Consider the following 15,650-nt stretch of genomic DNA (forward strand, 5'->3'; position numbering starts at 1 on the left):
CCCGGTGGCGCGTGGTCAGTCGATCGCGCAGCCCGAGGTGGCCACCGGCAGCGGGGCCGGGACGCCGATGGCCGGGATGCCCAGCATGACGCCCGCCGGCTGGGCCGGGGCGGCGTTGCGCTTCTCCCAGGCGTCGCCGGCGCGGGTGCGGCGCACCGCCCGCGTCGGGCCCTCGGCGAGCAGGTGGTGCGGGGCGGCGTAGGTGATCTCCACGGTCACCACGTCGCCGGGGCGCACGTCCTCGTCGGGCTTGGTGAAGTGCACCAGGCGGTTGTCGGGGGCGCGGCCGGACAGGCGGGCGGTGGCGCCGTCCTTGCGGCCCTCCCCCTCGGCGACCATCACCTCGAGCGTGCGGCCGACCTGCTTCTTGTTCTCCTCCCAGGAGATCTCCTCCTGGAGGGCGACCAGGCGCATGTAGCGGTCCTGGACGACCTCCTTGGGGATCTGTCCCTCCATGTCGGCGGCGGGGGTCCCGGGACGCTTGGAGTACTGGAAGGTGAAGGCGTTGGCGAAGCGGGCTTCGCGCACGACGTGCATCGTCTGCTGGAAGTCCTCCTCCGTCTCACCGGGGAAGCCCACGATGATGTCGGTGGAGATCGCGGCGTGCGGGATCGCGGCGCGGACCTTCTCGATGATGCCGAGGAAACGCTCCTGCCGGTACGACCGGCGCATCGCCTTGAGGATCGGGTCCGAACCGGACTGCAGCGGCATGTGGAGCTGCGGCATCACGTTCGGGGTCTCGGCCATGGCGGCGATCACGTCGTCGGTGAAGTCGCGCGGGTGCGGGGAGGTGAAGCGGACCCGCTCCAGGCCCTCGACCTGGCCGCAGGCGCGCAGCAGCTTGGAGAAGGCCTCACGGTCGCCCAGGTCGGAGCCGTAGGCGTTGACGTTCTGGCCGAGCAGGGTGATCTCGGAGACGCCCTCGGCGACCAGGGCCTCCACCTCGGCGAGGATGTCGCCGGGACGGCGGTCCTCCTCCTTGCCGCGCAGCGCCGGGACGATGCAGAAGGTGCAGGTGTTGTTGCAGCCGACCGAGATCGAGACCCAGGCGGCGTACGCGGACTCGCGTCGGGTCGGGAGGGTGGAGGGGAAGGCCTCCAGCGACTCGGCGATCTCGATCTGGGCCTCCTCCTGGACGCGGGCGCGCTCCAGGAGGACGGGCAGCTTGCCGATGTTGTGCGTACCGAAGACGACGTCGACCCAGGGGGCCTTCTTGACGATGGTGTCGCGGTCCTTCTGGGCGAGGCAGCCGCCGACGGCGATCTGCATGCCGGGGCGCTTCGTCTTCATCGGGGCGAGCCGGCCGAGGTTGCCGTACAGCTTGTTGTCGGCGTTCTCGCGGACGGCGCAGGTGTTGAAGACGACGACGTCGGCGTCACCGTCGGAACCCTCGGGCGCGCGGACGTAGCCCGCGTCCTCCAGCAGACCGGAGAGCCGCTCGGAGTCGTGCACGTTCATCTGGCACCCGTAGGTGCGCACCTCGTAAGTTCCCTTGGGGTCCACCACTGCCGTGCTCCGGTCGCCGCTGCTGGTCATGCAACAAGGGTAGGCGGTACCGGAGAGCCCTCCGGCCCCCGTGGTCGACGCCCTCCGGCGGCGCTGGGGTGCGAGTCGGCCGAACCGGCCCCCACCGGACGCACGGCCCATAAGCCCTCGGCCCGGTTTCGCCGCGATCTAGAATGCGAGGTTATGGAACTGGCTCAGTTGCGGTACTTCGTGGCGGTGGCGGACGAGGGCGGCTTCACCCGCGCCGCGGAGCGGCTGCACGTGTCCCAGCCCGGGGTGAGCGCGCAGGTCGGGCAGCTGGAGCGGGAGCTGGGGCAGCGGCTGCTGGACCGCTCGGGGAGGCGGGTCACTCCGACGGAGGCCGGCGTGGCGGTCCTGGCGTACGCCCGGGCCGCGCTGGCGGCGGTGGAGGGGATCCGGCGGACGGCGGACGAGTTCTCGGGGCTCCTGCGGGGGCGCGTGGCGCTGGGTCTCATCCCGGGGGCGGCCTCGGCGGCGGTGGACGCCTTCGACGTGGTGGGACTGGGCGACTTCCACGAAGCGCACCCCCAGGTGGAGATCTCGCTGACCGAGGACACCTCGGAGCGGATGCTGGGCGCGCTGCGGCGCGGGGAGCTGGACCTGGCGGTGGTCGGGCTGGCCGGGGAGCCGCCGCAGGGGGTCACGGCGCGGGTGGTGCTGGACGAGCCCCTGGTCGCGGTGGTCCGGGCCGACGACCCCCTCGTACGGTCCGCCGTCGACGGCCGCGTCCCCCTGGCGGAGCTGCGGGGGCGGGCACTGATCGCCCTGCCGCCCGGAACGGGGCTGCGCGGGGTGCTGGAGCGGGCTTGCGCGGAAGCCGGTTTCACCCCCCGGGTTGACTTCGAGGCGGCCGCGCCGGCCGTACTGGCCCGGCTGGCGGCGAGGGGGCTGGGGGTGGCGGTGGTCCCCCGGGGGGCGGAATCGGCGGCCGGGCCCGGGGTGCGGGCGCTGCGGCTCAGCGACCCGGAGATGAGCGGCCGGGTCGCGCTGGCCTGGCGCACGGACGGCCCGTCCGGTCCGGCGGCCCGCCGCCTCCTGGCCCGCCTGCGCTCGGCCCTGCCGGCCCGCGCTGGCCGGGGGTAGGGCGGGGCCCCGGAGCCGGGCCCGTGGCGGTGCGGGCCGGCCGGGGCCGCCACTGCCCACGCCGGCGCCGGCGCCGACCTGCCGGGCGGGCGGGCCCGGGCGCGCGGCGCCGCCCCGGGCCGCCGCCCCCGGACCGGCCGTGACAGGACGGCGGAGTGGGTGGGAGGATCCCGGCATGTCCCTGGTACCTCCCCGCATCAGCCGGCGCCGCCTCCTGCTGGGCCTCGTCGTCGTGCTGGTCGTGCTCGGCGGGCTGCTGTGGTGGCCCAGGCCCTTCTGGGAACCGGAGCTCAAGGGCGAGCTGACCTTCAGCACGGGGGTGCGCAACGGCGTCTACCACCGTTACGGGCAGCTGCTGGAGGAGGCCCTCGCCCAGGACATGCCCGAGGTGAAGGTCCGGCTCGAGACCAGCGAGGGATCGCAGCAGAACCTCCAGCGGGTGGCCGCCGGGCAGGCGGACTTCACGGTGGCCACGGCGGACGCGGTCGCCAAGTACCGGGCGGACGGGAAGCCGGGCGCCGACCGGCTGCGCGGCTGCGCGCGGCTCTACGACGACTACGTCCAGCTGGTGGTGCCGGCGGGGTCGCCGGTGCAGTCGGCCCGTGACCTGCGGGGCAAGCGGGTCGCGGTCGGTCAGGACGGCTCCGGGGTCCGGCTGGTGTCGGAACGGCTGCTGACGGCGGCCAAGCTCAACCCGAAGAAGGACGTCACCGCCGTCGGGATCGGCATCGACACCATGCCCGCCGAGCTCGAGGCGGGGCGGATCGACGCCTTCTTCTGGTCGGGCGGACTCCCGACGAACGCCGTGCGGGAGCTGTCGGAGCGCTTCGACATCCGGCTCGTACAGCTGGGCGACCTGGTCGAGCAGCTCCAGGACACCGGCAGCCCGGCCCGGTACTACCGCGCGGCGGTGATGCCGCAGGACGCGTACGCACGGGCCCGCAACACCTCGGCGGTGGCCACGCTGGCGGTGCCGAACCTGCTGGTCACCCGGGAGGACACCGGTGCGGAGCTGACGGAGCGGTTCACCCGGACGGTGATCCTGAGCCGCGACCGGATCGGGCACCAGGTGCACGCCGCGCAGCTGGTGGACCTGCGTACGGCGATCTACACGGACCCGCTCGACCTGCACGAGGGCGCCGGGCGGTACTACCGCTCGGTCAAGCCGTAGGCAGCAGCATCATCGCGGCGGCGGCCGCGCCGATCAGTCCGGCGTGGGTGCCGAGGGCGGCGGGGACGACCTGGAGGTCCCTGACGAAGGACAGGGCCGCGTACGAGGCCAGGTGCCGCCGGATCGGCGCGAAGAGGGTGTCCCCGCTGGCGGCGACCCCGCCGCCGATGACCGCGATGTCGGTCTCGACGAGGGTGGCGGTGGCGGCGATGGCCGCGGCCAGGGCCCGCCCGGCCCGGTCGAAGGCGGCCACCGCCACCGGGTCACCCGCCGCCGCGGAGGCGGCGACGCCCGCCGCCGTGGGGTCGGGGCCGGTCCAGCCCTGGGCGAGGGCCCAGCGGGCGATGGCGGTCCCCGAGGCGAGGGATTCGACGCAGCCGTGGCCTCCGCAGGCGCACCGCTCGCCGTCGAACGCGACGCTGATGTGGCCGATGTGACCGGCGTTGCCCGTGGGTCCGGGGTGGAGCTGGTTGTTCAGGATCAGGCCGCCCCCGACCCCGGTGGAGACCACCATGCACAGGGCGTTGGCGTGTCCCCGGGCGGCGCCCAGCCAGTGTTCGGCGGCCGTCATGGCCACGCCGTCGCCGGCCAGGACGGCCGGGATCCGGGCGCCCCGCGCGCTCAGCTCGGCGGCGACCCGCTCCTGGACGGGGAAATCGCGCCAGGCCCCGATGTTGACCGGGCTCACGGTGCCCCGCGAGGTGTCCACCGGGCCCGCGCTGCCGATGCCGCAGCGGACGGCCCGCGCCCACAGGGGGGCCCGCGCCAGTTCGGCGACGACCTCCGCGACCGCCGCCATCACCCCCTCGGCGTCCGTCCCGCGCGGGGTCGGCCGCCGGGTGACCGCGGTCATCCCGCCGTCGGGGTCGACCAGCGCCCCGGCGATCTTCGTACCGCCGATGTCGATCGCGACGGTCGGGCCGGCGTCGGCGGCCGCCGACGCCGCGCGCGGCGTGGGGAGGGCTGAGGTGGGGGTGGTCACGGGGCGCTCCTGCGAAGGGGTCGGATTTCAGTATGCGGCCGGCGGCGGAGCCGTACTCCCGCGGGGTTCCAGCCGGGGCAGCTCGCTCTCCCGGGCCCGGGGCGGGCCTCCGGCGAGGAGGGCGAGGAGCTCTTCGGCCGCGAGCCGGCCGAATCCGACGGTGTCGCGGACCAGCGCGGTCAGCCGGGGGTGCGTCACCCGGCACAGCGCCGAGTCGTCCCAGGCGACGATCGAGAGGCGGTCCGGTACGGGGATGCCCAGCTCGGCGGCGACCGCCCTGCCGGCCACCGCCATCACGTCGTTGTCGTAGACCAGGGCCGTGGGCGGCTCCGGCTCGGCGAGGACCCGGCGGGTGGCGGCTGCGCCCTCGGAGTCGGAGTAGTCGGTGGGCACCGAACGCACCCGGCCGTCGGGCAGCCCGAGCCGGCGGGCCCCGTCGCGCAGCGAGGCGATGCGGCGGGCCGTGTGGGCGAGGCCGGGCAGGCCGGCGATGTGCGCGATCCGGCGGTGCCCGAGGCCGTGGAGGTGCTCGAGTACCGCGGCCATGGCGCGGGTGTCGTCGGCCCATACGGACGACAGCGGCGGTGGCGCCGGAGACAGCGCCGGCGCCGGGGACTGCGCGGACCCGGCCCGCGCCGGCCGGGCCGCCACCGGTTCGCCCGTTCCGCCGACGAACACGGCCGGCAGCCCCAGCCGGGCCAGGAGTTCCGGGCGCGGGTCGCGCGTACGGGGGTCGACGACGAGGACGCCGTCCACGCGCCGCTCGGCCCACCAGCGGCGGTGGACCGCGCATTCGGCGTCGAGGTCCTCCACCACCTGGAAGAGCAGGGCCGTCCGGCCGGCCGAGAGCACCTCCTGCATGCCGGAGACGAGCTGGAGGAAGAACGACTCGACGCCGAGGGTGTGCGCGGGCCGGGCCAGGACCAGCCCGACGGCGCCGCAGTGCTCGCCGGACAGGGCGCGGGCGGCGTGGTGGGGCTGCCAGCCCAGTTCCTCGGCGACCCGGCGGACCCGGGCACGGGTGTCCTCGGAGACGCCCGGCCTGCCGTTGAGGGCGAAGGACACAGCGGTTTCGGACACTCCGGCCCGGTGGGCGATGTCCTTGATGGTGGGTCTGCGGGCCATGCCTGCCTCATCCCTCGGTGACGTGGACGTCGATGGGCGGACCGTACGCGACCCGCCCCGGAAGGTCCGCCCCTTGTCGGGTCGCGCCGCTCGCGGCAACTACCGCGAAGGAGCGGCGCGTTGATGCCGGCTCACGGGCCGGTTCGGGGCCGGCTTGCCGTCAGGTGCTCACCGGCGGCGCGCAGGAGGGGATCCCTGGAACCACATGGCCGCAAGGGCCCGGCGCCTTCCACGGCTCTTCCGCCGCCCCGCGTGAGCGCATCAGTGACACCCCGTCGGAATCCGGCCGCCCGGCCGCGGAGGCGCTGTTGACCGCGTCCCGCGCGCCCCGGCAGGTTGGGGGCGTCCGGCGCATCCCCCAAAACTCCGGGACCCTCCATGCACCGTGCCTCCCTGCGCACCCCGCGCTTCGGCGCCAACTACACCCCGGCACGCGGCTGGTTCCACCACTGGCTGGACTTCGACCCCGGCGAGGTCGGGGCCGATCTCGACTCGATCGCCGCCCTCGGCCTGGACCACGTACGCGTGTTCCCGCTGTGGCCGCTCTTCCAGCCCAACCGCACGCTGATCCGGCCGCGCGCGGTCGAGCAGCTCGTCGCCCTCGCCGACGCGGCCGCCGGCCGCGGGCTCGACGTCGCCGTGGACGGCTTGCAGGGGCACCTGTCGAGCTTCGACTTCCTGCCCGCGTGGACCCGGACCTGGCACCGGCGGAACATCTTCACCGATCCGGAGGTGGTCGCGGCGCAGGAGGAGTACCTGCGCACGCTGGCCGCCGCCCTCGCGGACCGGCCGAACTTCCTCGGCATGACGGTGGGCAACGAGATCAACCAGTTCTCCGGCCCCCCGCACCCCGATCCCGACCGCATCACCCCCGAGCAGGCCGGCCGCTGGCTGGAGCGGATGCTCGCCGCCTGCGAGCGGGGAGCGCCGGGGCGGCCGCACGTGCACGCCGCGTACGACGCGGCCTGGTACCAGGACGGGCACCCCTTCACCCCGGCCCAGGCGGCCCGGCTCGGCGCGGCCACCGTCGTGCACTCGTGGGTGTTCAACGGCACCGCGCAGCTGCACGGCCGCACCGGGACGGCGACCGAGCACCACGCCGCGTACCTGATCGAGCTGTCGAAGGCCTGGGCCCGGGACCCGCTGCGCCCGGTGTGGCTCCAGGAGGTCGGGGCGCCCGCGCCGCTGGTCCCGCCGGAGCACGCCGCGCGGTTCACCCGGGCCACGCTGGCGGCGGCCCTGGACTGCCCCGGGCTGTGGGGGGTGACGTGGTGGTGCTCGCACGACGTGTCCCGGGAACTCGCGGACTTCCCGGAGCTGGAGTACGGCCTCGGCCTGCTCACCAACGACCGCCGCACCAAGCCCGCCGGCGCCGCCGTGGCCGAGATCGCCGGAGCGTGGCGGGGCCGCGGACACCGGCCGGCTGTACGCTCCACCGCGCTCGTCCTGGACGAGGTGCCGGGCCGGTCGGCCTGCGCGCCGGGCGGCAGGTTCTTCGAGGCCTGGGCGGCGCTGACGGCCCGGGGCCTGCGCCCGGCGGTGGTCCTCGCGGACCGCGCGGCGGACCCGGCCCACCTCGAGGCCCGGGGCATCACCGAAACCGTGCGCGTCGCGGACGCCTGAGGACACCCGACCGCGGTCTCCGCCCCGGCCCCGTCACCAGATCCCCTCCCCTCCCCTCCCCTCCCCTCCCCTCCCCTCCCCGCCCCGCCCCGCCCCCGCCCGAGCCGTCCCGTGAGGAGCTCCCATGTCCGAGTCCGGTGCCACCGCCCCCTTACCGCCGACCAGACGCGCCGTCCTGGCCGTGAGCGCCGCCGGCGCCGGAGCGGTGCTCCTCGGGGCGCCCGTCCCGGCGTCGGCCGCCCCGGCCGCGCGGGACGGCGCCGCGCCGGGCCTGGCTCCGTACGCCTCCTACTGGTTCCCCGACTCCCTGCCCCCCGGCGACCCCGAGCCGGGCGTCGTGTGGCGCTCGCTCAGCGGCTGGACCCCGGAGTCGGACCCGGACCTGGCCCACAACACCGCGACCGTGCCGCTCGCCCCGCGCTTCACCCCGGTGCCGGCACACCGCGGCGCCCGGGCCGGCCAGGCGCGGATCTCGGCGCTGGTCTCCTTCGGCCCGACCTCCGGCAACCCCTCCCAGGGGTCGGCGACCGCCGACTCCTACGCGCTGACGCACTGGGCCTACCTCGACGAGCTGGTGTTCTGGGGCGGCTCCGCCGGCGAGGGCATCGTGCTGGCCCCGAACGCGCCCGTCGTCGACGCCGCCCACCGCAACGGCGTCCGGGTGCTGGGCAACGTCTTCCTGCCGCCCGTCCCCTACGGCGGCGACCTCCAGTGGACGCGGGACCTGGTGCGGCGGGAGGCGGACGGCCGGTTCCCGATGGCGGAGCAGCTGGTGCGGGTGGCGCGGGCGTACGGCTTCGACGGCTGGTTCGTCAACGCCGAGACGGACGGCGGGGACAGCGCCCTCGCCACCCGGATGCGGGAGTTCCTGCGGGCGCTGCGGACGGCGGGCGCACCGCACGGGCTGCGCATCACCTGGTACGACGCCATGAACAGCACCGGCAGGGTCGGCTGGCAGGGCGCGCTCAACGCCCTGAACGAGGAGTTCTTCGAGCACCGGTCGGGCCGGGTCGCGGACACCGTGTTCGTGGACTTCCGCTGGACGGCGCGCTCCCTCGCCGAGTCCGGCGTTCGCGCCGGCCGGCTCGGCCGCAGCCGGTACGAACTGTGGGCGGCGGTGGACGTCGAGTCCAAGGGCTGGGACTCCGACGTCCGTTGGGACGCGATCGTCCCCCGCGACCGCGGCCATGTGGTCAGCCTCGGCCTGTACCGGCCGGAGTGGACCCGCAACCACCTCACGGACCGTTCCCCGGGCGCCTTCCACCGTGCCGACGACCGGTTCTGGACGGGCGAGTCCCTGGACCCGGCCCGGCCCGGCCCGGAGTCCGGCTGGCGGGCCCCGGCCACCTTCGTCGCGGACCGCTCCACCGTCGCCGGGCTCCCCTTCGGCTGCTCCTTCAACACCGGCCACGGGCTGCGCTGGTACGAGGAGGGCGCGGTCACCTCGGAGGAGCCCTGGAGCCACCTCGCGCTCCAGGACCGGCTTCCGGGACGGCGCTGGGTGGTGGACACCGCCGGGGCGCGGCCCTCGGTGACCCTGGACTTCGCGGACGCCTGGCGCGGGGGCTCCAGCCTGCTGGTGGCGGGCCCGCTGACCGCGCCGGCCGCCGTCGGCCTGCACGCGACGCGGCTGCCGCTGACCGGCTCGGCCGTCGCGGAGCTGGTCCACGCGAGCGGGGCGGGGCCGGTGGCGGTCGAGCTCGGGGTCGCCGTCCGCGAGCCGTCCGGGCCGGGGGCGCCCGTGCCGTACACCTGGCTGGCGGCCGGGACGGCGGCTGCCGGCCAGGGCTGGCGGACCTCCCGCGTGCCCCTCGCGCGCCTGGCCGGGAGGACCGCGTACGCCCTTGCCGTACGGATCACCGCGCCCGGGAAGGCCCCGGTGTCCTGGCGGCTCGGGGCCCTGACGGTACGCGACACCACCGCGCGGCGGCGGCCGGCCCCGCCCGCCCACCTGAGGGTGGAGGCCGTGGCCCGGCAGGGCGACGACCGTGCCGAGCTCCGCCTGCGCTGGGACCGGGCGGCCGGGCCCGTCCGGCACTACGAGCTCCACCGCCTCCTCCCCGACGGCACCCGCCGTTTCCTGGCCGGTACCTGCGCGGCCGCCCTGCACCTGCCCTCCGTCGGCCGGGCGGGCGGGGAGCCTGCGGCCGTCTTCGAGCTGCGGGCGGTGGACGAGGCGTACGCCGTCTCCGCACCGGCCCGCACCGGTCTCCCCTGGCCGTAGGGGCTCCAGGCGCTGTAGGCGTTCTAGGCGCCGTGGGGGTCGGTGCGCGGGACGGCGACCGTCACGCGCAGCCCGTGCGGCGGGTTCGTCTCGTAGGAGATGGATCCGCCGCCCGAGGCGAGCAGGGCCCGGGAGATGGACAGGCCCAGCCCGGAGCCCTTCACGTTCTGGTGGCGGCCGCTGCGCCAGAAGCGGTCGCCGACGCGCTGCAGTTCCTCCTCGGTCAGGCCGGGCCCCCGGTCGGCGACGACGACGAGCGCGCTGCGCCCCTCGGCGGAGACGGACACCTCGACCTCCTCCCCGGTGGGGGTGAACTTCAGGGCGTTGTCGATGACGGCGTCGAGCGCGCTGGACAGGGCGATGGGGTCGGCCCAGCCGGTGACGGCGGAGCGTCCCGCCTCGGTGAGCCGTACGCCCTTCTCCTCGGCGTAGGGCCGCCAGGCCGCGACCCGTTCGGCGGCGAGCCCGCCGATGTCGGTGAGGCTGATCTCGGCGGAGGCGTGCTCGGCGAGGGCCAGGTCCAGCAGGTCGTCGAGGACCTGGGCGAGGCGTTTGCCCTCGGTGCGCACGGAGGCGATCTCCTCGTTGCCCTCGGGGAGTTCGAGGGCGAGCAGCTCGATGCGCAGGAGCAGTGCGGCGAGCGGATTGCGCAGTTGGTGGGAGGCGTCCGCGACGAACGCCCGCTGCTGCTCCAGTACCTCTTCGACGTTGTCGGCCATCTCGTTGAACGAACGCGCCAGGCGTCTGAGTTCCGGCGGGCCGCTCGCGGCGGCGACGCGGGAGTTCATCCGCCCGGTGGCGATGCCGTGGGCGGCCGCGTCCAGGATCCGTACGGGCTTGAGCACCCAGCTGGTCAGGCGGAGGGCGGCGCCGAAGGCGACGAGCATGGCGGCGGCGAGCCCGGCGGCGATGATCAGCCAGCCGCGCAGGATCCGGGCGCGCATCTGGTCGGTGGGGGACTCGGTGGCGACGACGGCGACCACGTCACCGTCGAGGACGACCGGGGAGACGACGAGGAGTTTGCCGCTGGTCTGCCAGGGCCAGACCTGGCCGGGGTCATGGCTGCGCCGCCCGGCCAGGGCCTCCTTGAAGGCCAGTCGGCCCTCCCCGGACTGGGGCAGCTGCCACCAGCCGGGGGCGCGGGCCATGGCGTTGTCGTCGCGGTAGAAGATGCCGACGCGGATGCGGTACAGCTCCTGGTAGCGGGCGAGTTCGAGCTGGAGCGTCTCGCGGCGCTCCTGGGCGCCGGTGGCCCCGGACCCCTCGGCGTCGATGACGAACTGGGCGAGGGCGGCGAAGCGGGCGCTGTCGTCGATGCGGTCGACGACCACCCGCTGCTGCTGGGCGGCGGCCAGGCTGACGGCGAGCGGCAGGCCGAGCGCGATCAGCACGCCCGCCATCAGGACGACCAGGAGCGGGAGGAGCCGGGTGCGCACGGCGGACCGCTAGGGCGCGGCCGGGGTGACGAGCCGGTAGCCCACCCCGCGGACGGTCTCGATGAGCGCGGGCATGCCCAGCTTGGAGCGCAGCGAGGCGACGTGCACCTCGAGGGTGCGGCCGGTGCCCTCCCAGCTGGTGCGCCACACCTCGCTGATGATCTGCTCGCGGCGGAAGACCACGCCGGGCCGCTGCGCGAGCAGGGCCAGCAGGTCGAACTCCTTGCGGGTCAGCGGTACGTCGGTCCCGTTCACGGTGACGCGGCGGGTGGGCAGCTCGACGGCGACCGGGCCGAGGCGGACCGTTCCGGGGGCGCCCTCGGGGGTGGCGGCGGCCTCCTCGGGGGCGCCGGTGCGCCGGGCCACGGCGTGGATGCGGGCGAGGAGCTCCCCGGTGTCGTACGGCTTGACCACGTAGTCGTCGGCGCCCATGTTCAGGCCGTGGATGCGCGAGCGCACGTCACCGCGGGCGGTCACCATGATGACCGGGATGGAGGTGCGCTTGCGGATCTTGCCGCAGACCTCGTAGCCGTCCTGGTCGGGCAGACCCAGGTCGAGGAGGACCACGCCGAAGGGCTTGGCCCCGGCCGGCAGGAGCGCCTGGAGGGCCTCCTCGCCGTTGCGGGCGTGGGTCACCTGGAAGCCGTGCCGGGCGAGGATCGCGGAGAGCGCGGCGGCGACGTGGTCGTCGTCCTCGACGAGCAGCAGCCTCATGGAGTCCCCCTTCCCGCTTCTTCCGCTTCAGCTTCCGTACACATGGTCACCATGCATCCACGCCCATGGGAGAGTCCCACGTCAAGAGGGTTCCGGTCCGGCGAGTCTTCCGTTATGCACCCGGTACGAGTACATCGCGCCCTTCGCGGGTACAGCGTACGGAGCGTATCGGTGCGAGGCCGTTTCGTTATGCTCAATTCTCCCTCAGATGTGGTGACGGTGTGCACGCCTCGTCACTACTGTCCTCCCAACCGACGGAGGACGGAGCAAGAAGCCGATGAGCGGAGTATCAGTGACCAAGGACGTGCAGGATGCGGCCGGTGCCGCGGACGGCCTGGTCGTACTGAGCAACGTCAACAAGCACTTCGGCGCGCTGCACGTGCTTCAGGACATCGATCTGAGCATTGCCCGCGGTGAGGTCGTCGTGGTGATCGGGCCCTCGGGCTCGGGCAAGTCGACGCTGTGCCGGACCATCAACCGGCTGGAGACGATCGACTCGGGCAGCATCACGCTGGACGGGAAGCCGCTTCCGGCGGAGGGCAGGGAACTGGCCCGGCTGCGCGCCGACGTGGGCATGGTCTTCCAGTCCTTCAACCTGTTCGCGCACAAGACGGTGCTGCAGAACGTGATGCTGGGTCAGCTCAAGGTCCGGAAGGCGGACCAGGCGACGGCCCTGGAGAAGGCGAAGGCGCTGCTGGACCGGGTGGGTGTCGGCGCACAGGCCGACAAGTACCCGGCGCAGCTGTCCGGTGGTCAGCAGCAGCGCGTGGCGATCGCCCGGGCGCTGGCGATGGACCCGAAGGTGATGCTCTTCGACGAGCCCACCTCGGCGCTGGACCCGGAGATGATCAACGAGGTGCTGGAGGTCATGCAGCAGCTCGCCCGCGAGGGCATGACGATGGTGGTCGTCACGCACGAGATGGGCTTCGCCCGCTCGGCGGCCGACCGGGTCGTCTTCATGGCGGACGGGAAGATCGTCGAAGAGGCCACTCCGGAGCAGTTCTTCAGCAACCCGCGGAGCGACCGTGCCAAGGACTTCCTGTCGAAGATCCTGCACCACTGACGCCCGTGTCTGGTAGTGATCCGACCGACGGCACTCGCCGTCGCGCACGACGTGTCCAGCTCGTCGTTCAACAACGTCTCACCCGAGGGAAGTTCACCATGAAGGTTCTGAAGGCCGGCGCGGCCGTGGCCACGGCCGCCGTTCTCGCCCTGACGGCGACCGCCTGTGGCGGCGGCAAGGACACCGCGAGCGACGCGGGCGCCTCCGGCGGCACCAAGTCGGACAAGATCGTCATCGGCATCAAGTTCGACCAGCCGGGCCTCGGCCTGAAGACCCCGGACGGCAAGTTCGAGGGCTTCGACGTCGACGTCGCCACGTACGTGGCCAAGGAGCTCGGCTACCAGCCGGACCAGATCCAGTTCAAGCAGGCCGTCAGCTCCGAGCGCGAGAACCTGATCTCGAACGGTGACGTCAAGCTCGTGGTCGCCACCTACACGATCAACGACAAGCGCAAGGTGAAGGTCGACTTCGCGGGCCCGTACTTCGTCGCCCACCAGGACCTGCTGGTCCGCGCCGACGACACCTCGATCACCAAGGCCGAGGACCTGAACAGCAAGAAGCTGTGCTCGGTCGCCGGATCGACTTCCGCGCAGAACATCAAGACCAAGCTGGCCCCCGAGGCCGACCTGAAGGAATACCCGGGCTACTCCGAGTGCCTGACCGGCCTGGAGAACAAGGCCGTGGACGCGCTCACCACGGACGGCTCGATCCTGGCCGGCTACGCCGCGCAGGAGAAGAACAAGGGCAAGTTCAAGCTGGCCGGCCTGAAGCTCAGCGACGAGCCCTACGGCATCGGCCTCAAGAAGGGCGACAAGGACCTCCAGTCCAAGGTGAACGCCGCGCTCAAGAAGATGGTCGAGGACGGCTCCTGGCAGAAGGCGGTGGACGCGAACCTCGGCCCGGCCGGCTACAAGGCCGATCCGGCCCCGCAGATCACCGAAGGCAGCTGATCCATCGGTGAGGGGAGCCGCCGCCCGCCTGTCGCGGGCGGCGGCTCGCCTCACCGACCATCCTGGGGAGAGCGCAGGGCAACGTGTTCGACTTTCTTAATTCCGGGCAGTACGACGTGCTCGGAGCCTTCTGGGTGACGGTGCAGCTCACCCTCTACTCGGCTATAGGCTCCCTGATCTGGGGCCTGATGCTGGCCGGGATGCGGGTCAGTCCCGTCCCGCTGATGCGGAGCTTCGGGACGGCGTACGTCAACACCGTGCGCAACACGCCGCTGACCTTGCTGATCCTCGGCTGTTCGCTGGGCCTGGACCAGACCTTGGGCATCACCCTCGCCGGCGGGACCTCCAAGGAGGTCGGCTTCCGTCTGGCGGTCCTGGGCCTCATCGCCTACACCGGCACCTTCGTCTGCGAGGCGCTGCGCTCGGGCATCAACACCGTGCCCGTCGGCCAGGCCGAGGCGGCCCGCGCGCTGGGGCTGAGCTTCTTCCAGGTGCTCACCCTGATCGTGCTCCCCCAGGCCTTCCGGGCGGTCGTCGCACCGCTCACGAACGTACTGATCGCCCTCACCAAGAACACCACGGTGGCGGCGACCATCGGCGTGGCCGAGGCGGCCCTGCTGATGAAGGAAATGCTGGAGAACGAGGCGCAGGCGCTCTTCGCGGTCTTCGCGGTCTTCGCTCTCGGCTTCGTCCTGCTGACCCTGCCCACCGGCCTGCTGCTGGGCTGGGTGGCCAAGCGAGTGGCGGTCAAGCGATGAGCTCCGTTCTGTACGACACCCCCGGCCCCAAGGCCAAGGTCCGCAACTGGATCTACACCGGCGTCTTCGCGGTGCTCGTCGGGCTGGCCCTGTGGTGGATCCTCGACCGCATGGCCGAGAAGAACCAGCTCGAGGCCGACAAGTGGACTCCGTTCGTCAACGACAGTCAGATCTGGACGACGTTCCTGCTGCCGGGTCTCGGTGAGACCCTCAAGGCCGGCCTGATCGCCATGGTGATCGCGCTGCCGCTCGGTGCGCTCTTCGGCATCGCCAGGCTCTCGGACCACGCGTGGGTGCGCATCCCGGTCGGCACGGTCGTGGAGTTCTTCCGCGCCATCCCGGTACTGATGCTGATGATCTTCAGTTCCGCCCTGTACGTGCTGCTCGGCACCGTCAGCTCGGACCTGCGCCCGCTGTACGCGGTGGTCACCGGTCTCGTCCTGTACAACGCCTCGGTCATCGCCGAGATCGTCCGGGCCGGAATCCTGTCCCTCCCGCGCGGTCAGACGGACGCGGCCAAGGCCATCGGCATGCGCAAGGGCCAGACCATGGTCCACGTGCTGATCCCGCAGGCCGTCACGGCGATGCTGCCGGCCCTGGTCAGCCAGCTCGTGGTGATCCTCAAGGACACGGCGCTCGGCGGTGCCGTCCTCGGCTTCGCCGACCTGATGTCGATGAACCGCCAGATCTCCGCCAACTACAGCAACACCATCGCGACCATGATCGTCATCGCGGTGATCTACATCGCGGTGAACTTCGCCCTGACCACCCTGGCCTCCCAGATGGAGAGGCGACTGCGGCAGTCGAAGAAGGGCACCGGAGCCGTGGTCGAGGCCGACGTGGCCGAGGTCGACGCGGGCGGCGCGCCCGGCGTGGGCAAGGCCCCCTGACAGCGGCAGCCGGTACCGGGCGTTGGGTTGCCGCTCCTCCGGAGCGGAGCGGCAACCCGTCAGGAGGTTTCGAGGCGTGTGGTGTGGCGGATGACATCCGCCAC

At 73.4% G+C, this 15,650-nt stretch carries 13 protein-coding genes; 8 read left to right on the forward strand and 5 right to left on the reverse strand.

Annotated features, from left to right (window positions below):
* Positions 1–15: 15 nt before the first annotated feature.
* Positions 16–1,536: a tRNA (N6-isopentenyl adenosine(37)-C2)-methylthiotransferase MiaB gene (gene miaB, locus ACZ4WZ_RS22705; protein WP_467892906.1), complete on the reverse strand. Its 1,521-nt coding sequence runs from the start codon at positions 1,534–1,536 to the stop codon at positions 16–18.
* Between the two features lie 153 nt (positions 1,537–1,689).
* On the opposite strand from miaB, the gene ACZ4WZ_RS22710 reads away from it, so the two are divergent.
* On the forward strand, positions 1,690–2,610 hold the full coding sequence (locus ACZ4WZ_RS22710; RefSeq protein WP_467892908.1) for a LysR family transcriptional regulator: 921 nt from the start codon (positions 1,690–1,692) through the stop codon (positions 2,608–2,610).
* Positions 2,611–2,785: 175 nt separating this feature from the next.
* Positions 2,786–3,781 carry a TAXI family TRAP transporter solute-binding subunit gene (locus ACZ4WZ_RS22715; RefSeq protein WP_467892910.1) on the forward strand — a complete coding sequence of 332 codons (996 nt, stop codon included), beginning with the start codon at positions 2,786–2,788 and terminating at the stop codon, positions 3,779–3,781.
* Here ACZ4WZ_RS22715 and ACZ4WZ_RS22720 read toward each other — a convergent pair.
* Both ACZ4WZ_RS22720 and ACZ4WZ_RS22725 read right to left on the reverse strand, forming a co-directional pair.
* Positions 3,771–4,688, reverse strand: coding sequence for an ROK family protein (locus tag ACZ4WZ_RS22720; RefSeq protein ID WP_467892967.1), 918 nt, complete (start codon positions 4,686–4,688; stop codon positions 3,771–3,773). The genes ACZ4WZ_RS22715 and ACZ4WZ_RS22720 overlap by 11 nt on opposite strands.
* Before the next feature lie 102 nt (positions 4,689–4,790).
* Positions 4,791–5,888: a LacI family DNA-binding transcriptional regulator gene (locus tag ACZ4WZ_RS22725; protein WP_467892912.1), complete on the reverse strand. Its 1,098-nt coding sequence runs from the start codon at positions 5,886–5,888 to the stop codon at positions 4,791–4,793.
* Positions 5,889–6,266: 378 nt separating this feature from the next.
* On the opposite strand from ACZ4WZ_RS22725, the gene ACZ4WZ_RS22730 reads away from it, so the two are divergent.
* Together ACZ4WZ_RS22730 and ACZ4WZ_RS22735 are read left to right on the forward strand one after the other, a co-directional pair.
* A complete protein-coding gene (locus tag ACZ4WZ_RS22730) occupies positions 6,267–7,511 on the forward strand; it encodes a glycoside hydrolase 5 family protein (RefSeq protein ID WP_467892913.1) in 1,245 nt (414 codons plus the stop codon).
* Positions 7,512–7,635: 124 nt separating this feature from the next.
* A complete protein-coding gene (locus tag ACZ4WZ_RS22735; protein ID WP_467892915.1) occupies positions 7,636–9,735 on the forward strand; it encodes an endo-beta-N-acetylglucosaminidase in 2,100 nt (699 codons plus the stop codon).
* 23 nt (positions 9,736–9,758) lie between these two features.
* Here the strand turns inward: ACZ4WZ_RS22735 and ACZ4WZ_RS22740 are convergent, their stop codons facing one another.
* Together ACZ4WZ_RS22740 and ACZ4WZ_RS22745 are read right to left on the reverse strand one after the other, a co-directional pair.
* Positions 9,759–11,171 (reverse strand): sensor histidine kinase, encoded by a 1,413-nt coding sequence (locus ACZ4WZ_RS22740; protein WP_467892917.1) that lies wholly within the window; start codon positions 11,169–11,171, stop codon positions 9,759–9,761.
* A 9-nt stretch (positions 11,172–11,180) separates the two neighbouring features.
* A complete protein-coding gene (locus tag ACZ4WZ_RS22745; RefSeq protein ID WP_467892919.1) occupies positions 11,181–11,885 on the reverse strand; it encodes a response regulator transcription factor in 705 nt (234 codons plus the stop codon).
* A gap of 277 nt (positions 11,886–12,162) precedes the next feature.
* On the opposite strand from ACZ4WZ_RS22745, the gene ACZ4WZ_RS22750 reads away from it, so the two are divergent.
* The 4 genes from ACZ4WZ_RS22750 (at position 12,163) to ACZ4WZ_RS22765 (ending at position 15,546) form a co-directional block, all read left to right on the forward strand.
* Positions 12,163–12,948, forward strand: coding sequence for an amino acid ABC transporter ATP-binding protein (locus tag ACZ4WZ_RS22750; RefSeq protein ID WP_388938198.1), 786 nt, complete (start codon positions 12,163–12,165; stop codon positions 12,946–12,948).
* A 98-nt stretch (positions 12,949–13,046) separates the two neighbouring features.
* A complete protein-coding gene (locus ACZ4WZ_RS22755) occupies positions 13,047–13,898 on the forward strand; it encodes a glutamate ABC transporter substrate-binding protein (RefSeq protein WP_467892921.1) in 852 nt (283 codons plus the stop codon).
* 83 nt (positions 13,899–13,981) lie between these two features.
* On the forward strand, positions 13,982–14,656 hold the full coding sequence (locus ACZ4WZ_RS22760) for an amino acid ABC transporter permease (protein WP_388938193.1): 675 nt from the start codon (positions 13,982–13,984) through the stop codon (positions 14,654–14,656).
* Complete coding sequence (locus tag ACZ4WZ_RS22765) at positions 14,653–15,546, forward strand: amino acid ABC transporter permease (RefSeq protein ID WP_388938190.1); 894 nt, start codon at positions 14,653–14,655, stop codon at positions 15,544–15,546. Before ACZ4WZ_RS22760 ends, ACZ4WZ_RS22765 begins: the two co-directional genes overlap by 4 nt.
* Positions 15,547–15,650: the final 104 nt, after the last annotated feature.

This window comes from Streptomyces sp. NPDC029122, from assembly GCF_055569445.1.